17 protein-coding genes are annotated in these 15,054 nt (G+C 72.6%); all 17 read left to right on the forward strand.

Translation table 11 applies throughout. From position 1 onward, the window contains the following. The first annotated feature begins 23 nt into the window (after window positions 1-23). The 17 genes from C1A38_RS06010 to C1A38_RS06090 all read left to right on the forward strand — a co-directional run bounded on the left by C1A38_RS06010 (window position 24) and on the right by C1A38_RS06090 (window position 15,039). Window positions 24-218, forward strand: a complete 195-nt coding sequence (locus C1A38_RS06010) for a ferredoxin (protein ID WP_013731222.1) — start codon at window positions 24-26, stop codon at window positions 216-218. Then, a complete protein-coding gene (locus C1A38_RS06015; RefSeq protein ID WP_102656824.1) occupies window positions 215-1,384 on the forward strand; it encodes a steroid 3-ketoacyl-CoA thiolase in 1,170 nt (389 codons plus the stop codon). Before C1A38_RS06010 ends, C1A38_RS06015 begins: the two co-directional genes overlap by 4 nt. Before the next feature lies 1 nt (window position 1,385). After that, entirely contained in the window at window positions 1,386-2,579 is a 1,194-nt protein-coding gene (locus tag C1A38_RS06020; RefSeq protein ID WP_102656825.1) for a CaiB/BaiF CoA transferase family protein, read from the forward strand. Window positions 2,580-2,729: 150 nt separating this feature from the next. Beyond that, complete coding sequence (gene fabG / locus C1A38_RS06025) at window positions 2,730-3,470, forward strand: 3-oxoacyl-[acyl-carrier-protein] reductase (RefSeq protein WP_102656826.1); 741 nt, start codon at window positions 2,730-2,732, stop codon at window positions 3,468-3,470. After that, complete coding sequence (locus C1A38_RS06030; protein ID WP_102656827.1) at window positions 3,467-3,901, forward strand: ApeI family dehydratase; 435 nt, start codon at window positions 3,467-3,469, stop codon at window positions 3,899-3,901. The genes fabG and C1A38_RS06030 overlap by 4 nt, the downstream gene beginning before the upstream one ends. Beyond that, the gene (locus C1A38_RS06035; protein ID WP_102656828.1) at window positions 3,898-4,449 is read left to right on the forward strand and encodes a 3-hydroxyacyl-ACP dehydratase FabZ family protein; all 552 of its coding nucleotides are present in this window, start codon (window positions 3,898-3,900) and stop codon (window positions 4,447-4,449) included. The genes C1A38_RS06030 and C1A38_RS06035 overlap by 4 nt, the downstream gene beginning before the upstream one ends. Beyond that, on the forward strand, window positions 4,439-4,693 hold the full coding sequence (locus C1A38_RS06040) for an acyl carrier protein (protein ID WP_013731228.1): 255 nt from the start codon (window positions 4,439-4,441) through the stop codon (window positions 4,691-4,693). Before C1A38_RS06035 ends, C1A38_RS06040 begins: the two co-directional genes overlap by 11 nt. A gap of 4 nt (window positions 4,694-4,697) precedes the next feature. After that, window positions 4,698-5,903, forward strand: coding sequence for a beta-ketoacyl-[acyl-carrier-protein] synthase family protein (locus tag C1A38_RS06045; RefSeq protein WP_013731229.1), 1,206 nt, complete (start codon window positions 4,698-4,700; stop codon window positions 5,901-5,903). Next, window positions 5,900-6,967 carry a beta-ketoacyl synthase N-terminal-like domain-containing protein gene (locus C1A38_RS06050; protein ID WP_102656829.1) on the forward strand — a complete coding sequence of 356 codons (1,068 nt, stop codon included), beginning with the start codon at window positions 5,900-5,902 and terminating at the stop codon, window positions 6,965-6,967. Before C1A38_RS06045 ends, C1A38_RS06050 begins: the two co-directional genes overlap by 4 nt. Before the next feature lie 3 nt (window positions 6,968-6,970). Beyond that, window positions 6,971-8,089: a beta-ketoacyl synthase N-terminal-like domain-containing protein gene (locus C1A38_RS06055; RefSeq protein WP_102656830.1), complete on the forward strand. Its 1,119-nt coding sequence runs from the start codon at window positions 6,971-6,973 to the stop codon at window positions 8,087-8,089. Between the two features lie 5 nt (window positions 8,090-8,094). Then, window positions 8,095-8,997, forward strand: a complete 903-nt coding sequence (locus tag C1A38_RS06060; RefSeq protein ID WP_233196665.1) for a beta-ketoacyl synthase N-terminal-like domain-containing protein — start codon at window positions 8,095-8,097, stop codon at window positions 8,995-8,997. Continuing rightward, on the forward strand, window positions 8,994-9,803 hold the full coding sequence (locus tag C1A38_RS06065) for an alpha/beta fold hydrolase (RefSeq protein ID WP_102656832.1): 810 nt from the start codon (window positions 8,994-8,996) through the stop codon (window positions 9,801-9,803). Before C1A38_RS06060 ends, C1A38_RS06065 begins: the two co-directional genes overlap by 4 nt. Next, window positions 9,800-10,738, forward strand: a complete 939-nt coding sequence (locus tag C1A38_RS06070; RefSeq protein ID WP_102656833.1) for a thioesterase family protein — start codon at window positions 9,800-9,802, stop codon at window positions 10,736-10,738. Before C1A38_RS06065 ends, C1A38_RS06070 begins: the two co-directional genes overlap by 4 nt. Next, window positions 10,735-11,478 (forward strand): 2-hydroxychromene-2-carboxylate isomerase, encoded by a 744-nt coding sequence (locus C1A38_RS06075; protein ID WP_102656834.1) that lies wholly within the window; start codon window positions 10,735-10,737, stop codon window positions 11,476-11,478. The genes C1A38_RS06070 and C1A38_RS06075 overlap by 4 nt, the downstream gene beginning before the upstream one ends. Next, entirely contained in the window at window positions 11,475-12,212 is a 738-nt protein-coding gene (locus tag C1A38_RS06080; protein WP_102656866.1) for a class II aldolase/adducin family protein, read from the forward strand. The genes C1A38_RS06075 and C1A38_RS06080 overlap by 4 nt, the downstream gene beginning before the upstream one ends. Window positions 12,213-12,214: 2 nt before the next feature. Further along, window positions 12,215-13,777 carry an AMP-binding protein gene (locus C1A38_RS06085; protein WP_199180093.1) on the forward strand — a complete coding sequence of 521 codons (1,563 nt, stop codon included), beginning with the start codon at window positions 12,215-12,217 and terminating at the stop codon, window positions 13,775-13,777. After that, on the forward strand, window positions 13,774-15,039 hold the full coding sequence (locus C1A38_RS06090) for a cytochrome P450 (RefSeq protein WP_102656835.1): 1,266 nt from the start codon (window positions 13,774-13,776) through the stop codon (window positions 15,037-15,039). Before C1A38_RS06085 ends, C1A38_RS06090 begins: the two co-directional genes overlap by 4 nt. Window positions 15,040-15,054 lie beyond the last annotated feature (15 nt).

Raw genomic sequence — 15,054 nt, forward strand, 5'->3', positions numbered from 1 at the left:
CGGACCGAGAGAGGACGGCCACGATGCGGGTACGTGTGGACTTTGACAGCTGTGACAGCAACGGCCTCTGCGCGCTCGCCGCGCCGACGGTCTTCGAGGTACGCGACGACGACTACCTCTACGTGCTCCAGGAGAACCCGCCGCAGGAGCTGTGGGACGAGGTGACGCAGGCCGCCACCGCCTGTCCGAAGCTCGCCATCACGCTGGAGGACCAGTGACCGCGCAGGACCGCGAACCGGTGGTCGTCGCGGCGGTCCGTACCCCCATCGGCAAACGCGGCGGCGCGCTGGCCGGGCTGAAGGGTGTCGAGCTGCTCCGGCACGTGCTGGCCGCGGTCATCGACGCCGCAGGCGTCACGCCCGACGTGGTGGAGCAGGTGGTGGGCGGCTGCGTCACCCAGGCGGGCGAGCAGAGTCTGAACGTCACCCGCAACGCGTGGCTGAGCACCGGCTGGGATCCTGCGGTCGGGTGCACGACCGTGGACGTCTCCTGCGGCTCCGCCCAGCAGGCCAACCACCTGGTCGCCGCGCTGATCGGCAGCGGCGCGATAGACGTGGGCATCGCCTGCGGGGTGGAGTCGATGAGCCGGGTGCCGATCGGCGTCAACCTCTACAACGGACCGGGTCACTACAAGACCGCCGACTATCCGTGGGACGACCCGCCGAAAGCGCAGTTCGGCGGTGCCGAGCGGATCGCCACCCGGCAGGGGCTCACCCGCGCCGACGTCGACGCGTACGGGGTGCTCTCCCAGCAGCGCGCGGCGGCGGCCTGGACGGCCGGGCACTTCGACCGCGAGGTGGTCGGCATCGACGCGCCGGGCGACGGCGAGGACGCCGGCAGTCGTCGGGTCGACCGGGACGAGGGGCTGCGCGAAACCACCCTGGAAGGGCTGGCCAAGCTCACGCCGAACGTGCCCGACGGGGTGCACACCGCCGGCACCACCTCCCAGGTCTCCGACGGCGCGTCGGCGATCCTGTGGATGTCCCGGGGCCGGGCCCGGGCGCTGGGGCTGCGGCCCCGGGCGCGGCTGGTCGCCCAGGTGGTCACCGGCGCCGACCCCTACTACCTGCTCGACGGGCCGGTGGTGGCGACCGGCCGGGCGCTGGAGCGGGCCGGCATGACGCTTGCCGACCTCGACCTGGTCGAGGTCAACGAGGCGTTCGCGGGCGTGGTGCTCAACTGGGCCCAGCAGTACGACAGCGACCTGGAGCGGGTCAACGTCAACGGCGGGGCGATCGCGCTGGGCCATCCGCTCGGCTCCAGCGGCACCCGACTGCTGGTCACCGCGCTGCACGAGTTGGAGCGCCGGGACGCGCAGACCGCACTTGTCACCATGTGCTGCGGGGGTTCGCTGGGCACCGCGACGATCCTGGCCCGGGTGTGACGTGCGGCGCGAGGAGTTCTACCGGGAGGCCCGCGACGACCTCGACGGGCCCCTGCACGGCCTGACCGTGCTGGACGTGACAAAGGTGTGGTCCGGTCCGCTGGCCACCAGCCTGTTCGCCGACATGGGTGCGGACGTGATCCGGGTCGAGTTGCCCTACGGACGCGACGGCGAGGTGCCGCCGGAGATTCCCGGCACGGGCCTGTCCTGGTTCCGCGAGACGGTGAACCGCAACAAGCGCAGTGTCGGGCTGGACCTGCGCCAACCCGACGGCCGGGAGGCGTTCCTGCGGCTGGTCCGCGAGGCGGATCTGGTGGTGGAGAACTACAAGCCCGGCACCCTCGACGAGTGGGGTGTCGGCTACCCCGACTGCCGCAGGGTCCGGCCGGACATCGTGTTCGTCTCCATCACCGGCTGGGGGCAGTACGGCCCGGACATCGACCGCCCGGCGTACGACCCGGTGGTGCAGGCGGCGAGCGGCTGGATGGCACTCAACGGCGACCCTGCGGGACGCCCGGTCCGCGCGCCCACCTTCCTCGCCGACGAACTGGCCGGCCTGCACGCGGCCGTCGGCGCGCTGGCCGCCCTGGCGCACCGGGACCGCACCGGCGAGGGTCAGCACGTCGACGTGGCCATGCTCGACAGCCTGCTGGCCAGCAGTTGTGGCCTGTTGACGCTTGCCGCTACCGGCGCGCCGCCGGCCCGGTGGGGCAACCAGACCGACTTCGCGGTGCCGTCGAACGTCTACCGCTGCCTCGACGGGGAGGTCTATCTCTCCGTCGCTCTCGACAAACACTGGCGGGCGTTGGCCGAGACGCTGGGCCGCCCGGAGCTGGCCCGGGCGCCCGGCTACGGGCGGGGCGCCCAGCGCCGCGAGAACCGGGTCGAGGTCGACGGCCTGGTGGCGCAGTGGTGCGGCAGCCGTACGGTCGACGAGGTCATGGCGGCGTTCCGCGCCGCACACCTGGTCGCCGAGCGGGTACGCACGTTCAGCGAGGTCGCAGTTGATCCGCAGGTGTCGGCGCGGGACATGCTCCAGCCCACGGTGCTGCACAACGGCACCGTCGCGCCGCTGACCGGTCCGGCGGTGAAGTTCTCCCGCACCCCGACCCGGATCCGCCGGGGTGCCCCGGCGGCCGGCGCGGACAGCCGTGACGTGCTGCGGGACGCCGCTCCACAGCCCGACGGCGCATAGGGTCCCATAGTATCTGCGTGCGTTTTGCGTGTGTCCTGCTGCTTCTATTGATGTCAGGCGCAAGATGCTTCAACATAGGAGTACGAGATACGAGTTCCCGTCGCCGATCGGGGGCACCCGGCGTGGGTGCGGCGGGCAGAGGAGGCGTCTGTGAGCGAGCGACCGCTGGCACTGGTGACCGGCGCCTCACGAGGCATCGGCCGCGCGGTGGCCGTCCGGCTCGCCGAGCAGGGCTACGGTGTCGCCTGCTGCTACAGCAGGCCGAGCGAAGCCGCCGAGAAGACCGAGGCTGCGGTCGCCGCGACCGGGGTGCCGAGCTACTTCGCCCCCTGCGACGTCGCCGACGACGCGGCGGTGGACGCGTTCATCGCCGAGGCCGAAGGGCGACTGGGCCCGATCGACCGGCTCGTCAACAACGCCGGCATCACCCGGGACAGTCCGCTGGTGCTGGCCCGCCGCCCCGACTGGGAGGCGGTCCTCGACATCAACCTCGGTGGCACCTGGAACTTCTGCCGGGCCATGTCCTTCCGGTTCATGAAGCGGCGCGCCGGTGTCATCGTCAACCTCTCCTCGATCGCCGGCATCCGCGGCAACGTCGGCCAGACCGCGTACGCGGCCAGCAAGGCCGGCATCATCGGGCTGAGCCGTTCGCTGGCAAAGGAGCTGGCCCCCTACGGCGTACGGGTCAACGTGGTCGCCCCCGGGTTCATCGAGACCGACATGACCGACGCGCTGGACGCCAAGGCCCGGGAGCGGGCCCTGGGCATGATCGGCCTGCGCCGCTTCGGTCGCCCCGAGGACGTCGCGGCGATCGTCGACTTCCTCCTCTCCGACCAGGCCGGCTACGTCACCGGCCAGGTGTTCCAGGTGGACGGGGGGATGACCCTGTGACCACGGCGACGCCCACGCCCCTCTGGCGTCCCGCTGCCCCGGTCGGCTTCGCCGCCCCGCTGCCCGCCGTCGACCTGATCCAGGTGGCGGCGGTCGACGACGGCTGGACGGTAAGCGCCCGGGTGGTGGTCGACTCCGAGTCCCCGAACCTCGCCGGTCACTTCCCCGGTCAGCCGATCTACCCGGGGGTGTTCGTGGTCGAGACCCTGTGCCAGGCGATGGCGCAGGCCGTCCCCGGCGCGCCCCGGCTGCGTACGGTCACCTCGGTCCGGTTCCTCGCGGCGCTGCTCGGCGGCGACGAGATGACGCTCGACCTCGACGTGCGACCGACGACCCCGGCCGGCTGGGCGGTACGCGGCACCGCTCGGCGCCTCGACGGCACGGTCACCGCCCAGCTCCGCGCCGTCTTCGACGCCGGAGCCGACGCGTGAACGCCGCCGAGATCCGGGCCGTCCTGCCCCAGCGCCACCCGCTGCTGCTCGTCGACCGGGTGACAAGCATGAAACCCGGTGACGTCATCGAGACGGTGAAGGCGATCACCGCCACCGAGCCGTGCTACGCCCATCTCGGCGACGACGCCACCGCCGAGGACTACGCCTATCCGGCCTCACTGCTGATCGAGTCCTTCGGGCAGAGTGCCGCGCTGCTGTGGCTGGCCGGCGCCACCGGGTCGGATCGACTCACCGATGACGCCCTGCTGCTGTTCGTGGGCGCTCGGGAGTACACAGTCGAGGGCCGGGCGTACCCGGGCGACGTCGTCCGGCACGTCGTACGCCTGGAACGGGTCGTCGCCGACACCGCCTTCGCCACCGGCGAGAGCTGGGTCGGCCAGCGGCGCATCGCCACCGTCGGCTCACTCATGGCCGCCCGCCGCCCTCGCTCCGCAGTCGCCGAACCGGCGGCCGGCCCGACCGGCGCGGGCGTCGACCGCACCATCCCCGCTAACACCAGTGCCCAAGGAGGCCGACATGTCCGGTGAAAACGAGCGGTACGAGCAGCTCCGGGAGATCATCGCCGAGGTGTTGGAGATCGAGACCGACGAGCTGACCGACACCGGGGACTTCGCCGAGGAGTACCAGGCGGACTCGCTGCGGGCCATCGAGATCCTGGCCCGCATCGACAAGGAGTTCAAGGTGGAGATCCCGCAGTCGGAGCTGCCCGAGCTGCGCAACCTCAAGGCCACCTACGAGGCCGTCGCCCGGCACGCCGGCTGGCAGGACTGACACCGTGCGGCGTGTGGTCGTGACCGGCCTCGGCCCGGTGTCGAGCATCGGAACGGGGGTGACGGCGTTCGGTGCGGCTCTGCGGGCGGGCCGCTCCGGCATCTCCCAGATCACCAGCTTCGACCCGTCCGGGTTCCCGTACCGCAACGGCGGTGAGGTCCGCGACTTCGACCCCGCCGCCTGGCTGCACCGGCTGCCCACCGATCGGTGGGGCCGGTCCAGCCAGTTCGCGGCCGCCGCCGCACGGCTCGCCGCGGAGGACGCCAAACTGGACCTCGACGCGGTGGACCGGACCCGGGCGCATGCCGTGATCGGCACCACCAGCGGCGAGTCAGTCGTCCTGGAGGCGCTCACGGCACGCCTGGTCGAGGCGGGCTTCGACGCGGTACCGCCGCAGCTCGTCGAGCAACTGCCCGCCGGGCGGTTGGCGCACGCGGTCAGCGAGGAGTTGGGCCTGCGCGGCGACTCGCTGACCCTCGCCACCGCCTGCTCCGCCAGCAACTACGCCATCGGGTACGCCTACGACCTGCTCGTCTCCGGCGAGTCGGACGTGGTGTTCGCCGGTGGGGCCGACTCCGTCTGCCGGTGGGCGCACGCCGGGTTCTACCGGCTGGGCGCGCTCACCGAGCACGCCTGTGCACCGTTCGACCGGGACCGCTCCGGCATCATCACCGGCGAGGGCGGCGCGGTGCTGGCGCTGGAGACGTGGGAGCACGCCGAGGCGCGTGGCGCGCACGTCTACGCGGAGGTGCTCGGCTACGGGCTGAACTGCGACGCCAACCATCCGGTGGCCCCGGACCGGGACAGCATCGCCGAGTGCATCCGCATCGCCCACCGCAACGCCGGAGTCACCCCGGAGCAGGTCGACTACATCTGCGCCCACGGCACCGGCACCCCGGCCAACGACCTGGTCGAGGCGCAGGCCGTGCTTGAGGTGTTCGGCGCGAACCCGCCGCCCATCAGCTCGATCAAGTCGATGATCGGGCACACCATGGGGGCGGCCAGCGGGTTCGGCGCGATCGCCTCCGCGCTCGCCATCGAACAGGGCTTCCTGCCACCCACCATCAACTGGTCGCACCCCGACCCGCAGTTGACCGGCATCGACCCGGTGCCGAACGAGGCGCGGCCGGCCACCGTCCGGCTGGTGCAGAACAACGGGTTCGCCTTCGGCGGGAACAACGCGATCGTGCTGCTGGGAGCTGCCCGATGACCGCACTGACAATCAACGGCCTCGCGGCGCTGAGCGCCGCCGGTGACCGGCCGGAGGCGCTCGCGGAACGGGCCACCGCCCTCGCCGGGGAGCGCCATCCGGGGGTACCCGTCGGCGGGATCGTCACCGAGGACCTGCCGCGCCCCGAGGGCCACGCTCTGCTCGACTTCGACGTACGGGCCCGGCTCGGCCGGCGCGGCACCAGCTTCTACGACCGGGCCACCGCCCTGGCCGTGGTGGCCTGCGGCGACGCCCTCACCGACAGCGGGCTGACGGTGGACGACGCCAACCGGGCCCGGGTCGGCGTGGTGCTGGGCACCACCGTGGGCAGCCTGAAGTCCACAAGCGACTACACCCGCGAAACCCTGGTGCAGGAGAAGCCGTATCTGGTCAACCCGATGCTGTTTCCCAACACCGTGATGAACTGCGCGGCCGGCCAGGCCGCCATCCGACACAAGCTCAAGGGCATCAACGCCACGGTCACCGGCGGGCCGCTGGCCTTCTTCAACGCGCTGCGGTACGCCGGCAACGCCATCCGTCGCGGCTACGTCGACACCATGCTCGTCGGCGCGGTGGAGGAGTTCTCGGCACACCGGGCCTGGGCGTCCGCGTCCGGCCCGGCCGGTGGCGAGGTCCCGGCCGGCGAGGGTGCCGCGGTGTTCGTGATCGGCGGCGGGGCCGACTCGGCCGGGCGCGCCACGATCTGCGCCGTGACCACCGGTTACGGCCCCGACGGTACGGCGGAGCAGGCCCTCACCGACTGCGTCGCGCGGGCCCTGCACGTGGCCGGTGCCGCACCGACCGACGTCACACTCCTGGCCACCAGCGAAACCAGCACGGCGGGCACCCGCCCGCAGCGTGCCGCCGCCCTGCGGGCGCTCGACGGGCACGTACCGGCCGAGTTCGTCCTCAGCCGGGTGGCGGGGGACTGTGGAGCCGCGACCCCCGCACTGGCCCTGGCGGCCGCGCTGCGCCTGCCCGCCGACGGCGACCGCTCCGGCCTGATCCTGCTCACCGCCCACGGCACCGACGGCGGCGTTGGTGCCGCCCTGGTCCGGCGGTAGCCCATGGCCACGCTGATCGCGGCGAGCAGCCTGCGTACGTGTCTCGGTGACGGCGCGGGTACCTTCGCCGCGTTGCTGGACGGACGCAGCGGGGTGGGCCCGCTGCGGCACCCGCTGACCGGGCAGCTCAACGTGACGGCCGGCTACCAGATCGACCGACCCGCCCCGGACGCTGCGCTGCGGGCCGGCACCTGGCTGCGCGAGTGCGTCGAGGAGGCACTGACCCGGGCCGCAATCGACCCGGCGCGGAGCCGGGTGGTGGCGCTCGTCGGCACCGGATTGCGGGAACTCGCCGCGGTGGAGGAGTTGGCGTTCACCGGGGCCGCCACCGCCCCGTCCCGCCTGCACTTCGGGCCGGCCGTCCGGGACGCCGCGCCCGGCCTGGCCGAAGTGGTGACCATCGCCAACGCGTGCAGCGCGGGCGGGCACGCCCTCGCGCTCGCCCAGGATCTGATCGAGACCGGCGAAGCCGACGCGGTCGTCGTCGGCGCGGCCGACACGATGACGGCCTCCATGCTCGCGATGATCGGCAAGGTCACCCCGGAACCGACCACCCAGGTCCGTCCCTTCGACCGCGACCGCACCGGCGTGCTGCTCGGCGAGGGCGCCGCCGCGCTCGTCCTGGTCGGCGAGGACTGGACCGGACCGGCCGTCGGCCGCCTGCTCGCCACCGGACTGTCCTGCGACGCCGTGCACGAGACCGCCCCCGATGTGGACGGCATCAGCCGGGCGATGCACGACGCCTGGTCGCGGGCCGGACGCGACCCGGACGAGGTGGACCTGGTGGTGGCCCACGGCACCGGTACGGCCCTGAACGACCCCACGGAGTGCACCGCGTTGCGACGCTGTCTGCCCCGACCCGCAGGGCCGCTGGTCACCGCCGTCAAGGGCGCCATCGGCCACCTGTCGGGTGCCGCCGCGCTTGCCAACCTCGACGTGGCGCTGCGCTGCCTGGCCAGCGGCACGGTCCCGCCGGTCGTCGGGCTGGCGAACCCCCTGCCGGAGGGGGACGGGCTCACCTTCGTCCGGGACGCCCGCATCCAGCGGGATGTCACCCTGGCCCAGGTCAACGCCTTCGGCTTCGGCGGCGTCAACGCGGTGACCCTGGTGGAAGCGCCGTGACCAGCATGCCGGCCCCGCCGGTCACCACCGTGGCCGTCACCTCGTACAGCGTCCACCTGCCCGCCGACGAACGTTTCGGCGCGGCCGTCGCCGACCTGCCGCCGGTGGAGCCCGGCTGCCCGGCCGACCGCGCGCACACCCTGCTCGGCCGCAAAGGGCTGCTGTACAAGGAACCCGCCACCCGACTCGCGCTGTGTGCCGTGCACCGCGCCCTGGGCCTGCCCGACGGCGTACGCCCCGACACCGCCCTCGATCCCCGTACCGCGGTCGTGGCCGCCAGCAACCTCGGCAACGTCGCCACGGTGGTCGACGTGACCCGCGCTGTTGCCAAGGAGGGCAGCCGGGGAGTCAGCCCGATGGCGGCGCCGAACGCCTCCAGCAACGTCATTGCCAGCAGCATCGCGTTGTGGTTCCGCTTCGGCGGCCCGAACCTGATGGTCTGCTCCGGTGAGACCGCCGGGCTGGACGCGCTGGCCCTGGGTGCCTTGCTGCTGCGGGCCCGCCGGGCCGACCGGGTGCTTGTCGTCGGTGCGGAACCGGACGACGAGACCGCCGTCGCGGTACGCCGTGGCCCCGCCGCCGACGCCACCGCGCCGCCGCTGCGCGCCGGTGCCGCCTGCGTGGTGCTGGAGCCCGTCACCCGGGCCGCCGCCCCGCTGGCCACCGTGACGGTCGGGCCGACGGTGAGCCGACGTGCCGACGTACCCCTGCCGGCCCCGATCGTGGTCGGCCCCGGTCACCTGGACCCCGCCGCGGCCTGGGGCGACTGCTACGGCGCCCAGGGAGTGCTGCAGACCGCGCTCGCCGCGCGGCTCGTCGCCGAGGGCGCGGACAGCGTCGCGGTGCTCTGCGGCGGTGACGACGACGGTTGGCGTACCGCCCTGCTGACCCCCGGGAGGCGGCCGTGACCACACCGGCCGTGACCATCCCGGCCGTACGCCAGCTGCGCCCACCCACGCCGGACGGCCCGCTCGTGGCCTTCGTGCACGGGCTGGAGGACTCCTGGGAGAGTTGGCTGCCGCTGAGCAACGTGCTGCCCGAATGGTCCCCGGTCGCCCTCGACCTGCCGTGGCGGCCCGGTAACGACTACCTGTGGCGTCGTCGCCCCTCGCCCGCCTGGCTCGCCGACGGCTTCGACCTGCTGGGTCGGCGTCCCGACCTCGTCGTGGCCCACTCGTTCGGTGCCAACGCCCTGCTCGAACTGCTCTGCGCCGGCGACCGGCGGGTGCCGGAGACCGTCATCCTGATCTGCCCGCTGTACCGCCCTCCGGACGTCGCCGTGACCTGGCGGGTCTTCGAACGCGCGCGGCGCTCCTTCGAGCAGCACATCCACGACTCGCTGCGCAGCCGCCTCGGCCCGCGGTTGCGGAACATGGACGCCGAGGTGGTGGAGCGGATGATCGCCAAGGCGGTCGACCGGGTCGGCCCCTCCGGATTCCTGGCCGTGTTCGACCAGTTCTGCGCCAGCGCATCACTGCGGCTGGATGAGGTGACGGCCCGGGTGCTGGTGCTCGCCGGCGGCTCCGATCCGACCCTGTCCCCGGCCGCCGCGCGGATCCTCGCCGACGGCATGCCGAACGCAGTGCTGTCGGTCGGCGACAGCTACGACCACTTCTGCTACGCCCGCCAGCCGGAGGATGTCGCGTCCCGCCTGCGAGCCTTCGTCGACGTGGCATCCGTCGTCAGCGGTCATCCCGAAGGAGTAGCCACGTGACCACCCTCGTCCCGCCCACGCCTGTCCCGAGCGTCCTGGTCAGCCGACCGCGCTACGAAGGCGCCAACATCCGCACCTGGATCGGGTTCAAACACTTCATGTACCTGGTGGAGGAGGCGGTCCTGCAGTGGCTGCGCGACCAGGGCCACGGTGCTCGTGAGCTGTTCCACAAGTACGGCCTCGGCACCGAGATCGTCGACTGCTCGGTGCAGCTGCCCGCGGTGCTGGAGGTCGACGACGAGGTACGCGCAGAGGTGGTCGCCGGCACCGGGAAGCGGCTGCGGGTGCAGCTGTCGGTGCACCGTGACGGACAGGACGTCGTGGTGCTGCGCGGACACGTCACGGTCGCCCTGCTCCCGGAGACCGACGCGCCGACGCACCGGCCCGCCCCGGACGCCCTCGCCGCCTGGGAGGCCGCCGAACTCGGCGCGGCGACCGGCCTGCGTTCGGAGCTTGCGCTGCCGGCCGGTGCCGACCCCGCGTCCATGTTGGCACCGGCCGGCTCGGGGGCCTTCCTGTGGTCCTGGCGGGCACCGTACTTCTACTGCCACTTCTCCGACCGGGTGCAGCATTCCGGCTACGTGCGCGCCCTGGAGGAGGTCGTCGACCGGTTCCTCGCCGACCGGGGCATCTCCGTGGGGCGCATGCTGCGCGAACGCGCCTGGATCCCGGTGGTCTCCCGGGCTCGGGTACGCCTGGCCGAACCGGCCCACATGGAGGAGACGGTGCACACCGTCTTCCAGGTCGACGACGTGCTGCGGGAGATGATGTTCAGCGGCCGGATGGACTGCTGGGTCCACCGGGGCGACCGGCTGATCCAGGTGGCGTCGGCGACCATCCTGCACGGCTACGCGATCAGCCGGGGACCGGACGCGGGTCAGCTCGCCCGGCTCGACCCGGAGGTCTGCGCGATCCTCACCGGGAGCCCGTCGTGACCCGCGCGCCCGCCCGCCCCCGGCTGTTCTTCTCCTTCCGCAGCCCGTACAGCTGGTTGACGATCCGGCGGTTGCGCGCCGCGGTGCCGACGGCGTTCGCGGAGCTGGACTGGTTCCCCTACTGGGATCCGGACGTGCAGACCGGCGAGGCGCTCGCCGCGCGCGGCGCGGAGTTCCACTACGTGCAGATGAGCCGGGCCAAGCACCTCTACCTGCTGATGGACACCAAACGACTGGTGCAGCACGAGGGTGTGCCGATGGCCTGGCCGATCGACATCGACCCGCACTGGGAGGTGCCGCACCTGGGCTGGCTGGCGGCCCGCCGAGCCGGTCGGGCGGAGCTGTTCTACGACGAGGTGGTCGCCGCCCGCTGGGAACGCGGCGAGAACATCTGCGACCCCGAGGTGGTGGCCGGTTGCGCCGAGCGGGCCGGCCTGGACCCGGCCGTGATCCTCGGTGCGGTCGACGATCCGCAGCTACGGGCCGAGGGGGTGGACTGCCTCGAACGCGCCTACCTCGACGACGTCTTCGGAATTCCGTACCTGAAATGGGGCCGGCACCGGTTCTGGGGGCTGGACCGGCTGGACGGCTTTCTGGAGTTGTGGCGGCCGGACGCCGCCGCCACCGTTCCGGCCACCGTCGCGGTGCCGGCGCTGGCTCCCGTGGGGCTTCCCGACCGGGCGGAGGCGATCGTGGCCGCCGGCGGATACGACACCGACACGACGGGTGGATGCGGATGATGTTTCCTCCTGACACAGCGGCGCTGCGGCGACAGCGGATGGAGCAGTTGGCCGCCACGCTGCGGCTGTTCGCGGAACTCGGCTACGACGAGGGAGCGGGTGGGCACATCACCGCCCGCGACCCCGAGCAGCCCGACTGCTTCTGGATCAACCCGTTCGGCATGTACTTCGGCCACGTACGGGTCAGCGACCTGCTGCTTGTCGACGCCGACGGCAAGGTGCTGGGCGGCAAGGGCCGGATCAACCCGGCCGGCTTCGTCATCCACTCGGCGGTGCACGCCGCCCGCCCCGACGTCATCTGCGCGGTGCACACCCATTCGGTGTACGGGCGGGCGTTCTCCACCCTGGGTCGGCTGCTCGACCCGATCACGCAGGACGCCTGCGCCTTCTACGGCGACCACTCCCTCTTCGACGACTACACGGGCGTGGTGCTCGACTCCGAGGAGGGCAAGCGGATCGCCACCGCGCTGGGCGCCGGCAAGGCCGCCATCCTGCAGAACCACGGCCTGTTGACCGTCGGCGGGTCGGTGGCGGAGGCGGCCTGGTGGTTCGTCGCCATGGAACGGTCCTGCCAGGTGCAACTCGCCGCCGAGGCGGCCGGCAAGCCGATCCTCATCGACCACGAGGACGCCGAGCGGACCCGCGAGGTGATCGGCTCGCCCGGCATCGGCCGGTACAACTTCAAGCCGCTGTACGAGGGTGTCCTGCGCCGCCACCCGGATCTGCTGGACTGACGATGCCGTCTCCTCACGACCCGCCCGCGCTGCTCGCCGCCCGGATCACCGCCACCCCGGACGCGCCGGCGTTGGCCGACGAGGGCGGGGTGCTCACCTGGGCGCACCTGGGGGAGCGGGTGAACCGGTGGCGGGCGCTGCTGACCAGCTCCGGCGTCAGCTCCGGCGACGCGGTGGCCCTGATGCTCGGCAACCGCCGGGAGGCGCTGGAGGCGCTGCTGGCCTGCCTGCACGCCGGGATCACCGTGGTGCCGGTGAACTGGCACCTCACCGCGCCGGAGGTCGCCTACCTGTTGACCGACGCCGACGCCCGGCTGCTCGTCGTCGACCCGCCGCGCGCCGAGGTGGGTGCCAAGGCGGCGGCCGAGGCGGGCACGGTCACCGCGCTGGTCACCGGCGACGAGGTCGCGTACGGCCTGGCGGCGGTCGAGCCGCTGCTCGCTGCGACCGACCCGTCCGCCGCCCCCGCCGAGCAGGAGTGCGGGCAGCTGATGATCTACACGTCGGGCACGACCGGTCGGCCCAAGGGCGTGCTCAACGGCCTGTTCGTCACCGGGGCACCGTGGGCGAGGGCCACCCGCCTGCTGGCGTACGCCACCGGGACGCTCGGCGTACCCACCGACGGGCGGGTGCTGCTGGTCGGGCCGTGGTACCACTCCGCGCAACTGTTCTTCGCGCTGCTGCCCCTGCTCAACGGCGCGACCCTGGTCGTACGGGAGCGTTTCGACCCCGCCGGGATGTTGTCCACGATGGACGCCGAGCGGATCACCGAGTGCCATCTCGTGCCGACCCAGTTCGTCCGTCTGCTCCGCCTCGACCCGGCCGTCCGGGCCGGATTCTCCGGGGCCAGCCTGCGTCGGATCTGGCACGGCGGCGGCCCGTGCCCGCCGGACGTCAAGCGCCGCATGATCGAGTGGTGGGGCCCGGTGCTCGTCGAGTACTACGCGGCCACGGAGGGGGGAGTGGTCACCCTCATCGACTCTGCCGACTGGCTCACCCACCCGGGCAGCGTGGGCCGGCCGGTGCCACCGAACCAGATCCTCGTCGTCGACGACGACGGCCGTGAGCTCGGCCCGTACCAGCCGGGTCGGATCTTCATCCGCCGACCCGGCCGAGGTTTCCGCTACCACAACGCCGCCGAGAAGACCCGCGCCGCGCACCTCGCGCCCGGCGTCTTCACCTACGGCGAGGTGGGTCACCTCGACGACGACGGCTACCTGTACCTCACCGGCCGCGCCCAGAACATGATCGTTTCGGGGGGCGTGAACGTCTACCCGGCCGAGATCGAGCAGGTGCTGCTGCAACACCCGGACGTACGCGACGCCGTCGTGCTCGGCGTGCCCGACGAGGAGTACGGCGAGCGGGTGGCCGCTGTCGTGGAGTGGGAACCGGGCGGCGGGCAGCTGCCCTGGTCGGCGCTTGACGCCCACTGCCGACAGCACCTGGCCGGCTTCAAGGTGCCGCGCTGCTGGCGGACGGTCGACGCCGTCCCCCGCGAGCCGACCGGCAAGCTCCGCCTCGACCAGTTGCGCACGCTCTGCGGAGACGACCGATGGGAGCGATGAGCCAGATGCCCGTGACGCGTACGACCCCCACCGCGGACATCGCCCACCCGGCGACCTACGCCCTCGGCGTGCCGCACGCCGAGTTCGAGCGGCGTCGCCGCGAGGAGCCGGTCGGGTGGGTGCCCGAGCCGGCACTGTGGCGGCACAGCTCGGCCGGCCGGATCCAGCAGCAGGGCTCCGGATTCTGGGCGGTGACGACCCACGACGCGGTGATGGAGGTGTCCCGGCAACCCCAGGTGTTCTCCTCCGCGCTGCGCGGGGCGTTCCTGCACGACCCGCGTACCCCCGCCGACCTGGACTTCATGCGCCAGTTGCTGGTGAACATGGACGCCCCGCAGCACGTACGGATCCGCCGCATCGTCAGCTCGGTGTTCACCCCGCGCGCCGTACGCTCGCTCGCCGACACCGTCGTCCGGCACGCCCAGGACCTCGTCGAGGCGGTACGTCAGCGGGACAGCTTCGACGCGGTCACCGACCTGGCGGCGGAACTGCCCCTGCTGGTGCTCGCCGACCTGCTGGGCCTGCCGCACGGCGACCGGCACCTGCTGTACCGCTGGAGCAACAACCTGGTCGGCTTCGACGACCCGGAGTACGGCGGCGGTGACGTCGAGGTCTACCGGCAGACGTTCGCGGAGGCGTTCCAGTACGCCCTGGCCGTGGCCGTACGGCGACGGGCCGCCCCCCGCGACGACCTGATCAGCCTGCTCGCCACCGCGGAGGTCGACGGGCGGCGGCTGACCGACCGGGAGTTCTGCCAGTTCTGGCTGCTGCTGGTGGTCGCCGGCAACGAGACCACCCGCCATCTGATCTCCAACTCCCTGCACCTGCTGCTGCACGACGAGCAGCTGCGTGGCCGCTGGCTGGGCGGCCCGCTGCCCACCGCCACCGCCGTCGACGAGTTCCTGCGCGTGGTCACCCCGATCATGCAGTTCCGCCGGACCGCCACCCAGGACACGACCCTGGCCGGTACGAGGATCGCCGAGGGCGACAAGGTCGTCATGTTCTACGTCTCCGCCAACCGGGACGCCGCGGTCTTCGCCGACCCCCACCGGGTGGACCTGGAGCGGGCCCCCAATCCGCATCTCAGCTTCGGGGTGGGCCCGCACTTCTGCCTGGGCGCCCACCTCGCGCGGATGGAGATGGCCGCGTTGCTCGACGCCATCGCCCCGCACCTACCCCGACTTGCCGCCACGGGCCCGGTCGTCCGACTGGAGTCCAACTTTGTCAATGGCATCAAGTCGATGCCTGTGGGCTGGACCTGAGACCCAGGACCAGGC

Origin of the sequence: Verrucosispora sp. ts21 (genome assembly GCF_002879555.1) — a bacterium.
Lineage (GTDB): Bacteria > Actinomycetota > Actinomycetes > Mycobacteriales > Micromonosporaceae > Micromonospora > Micromonospora gifhornensis.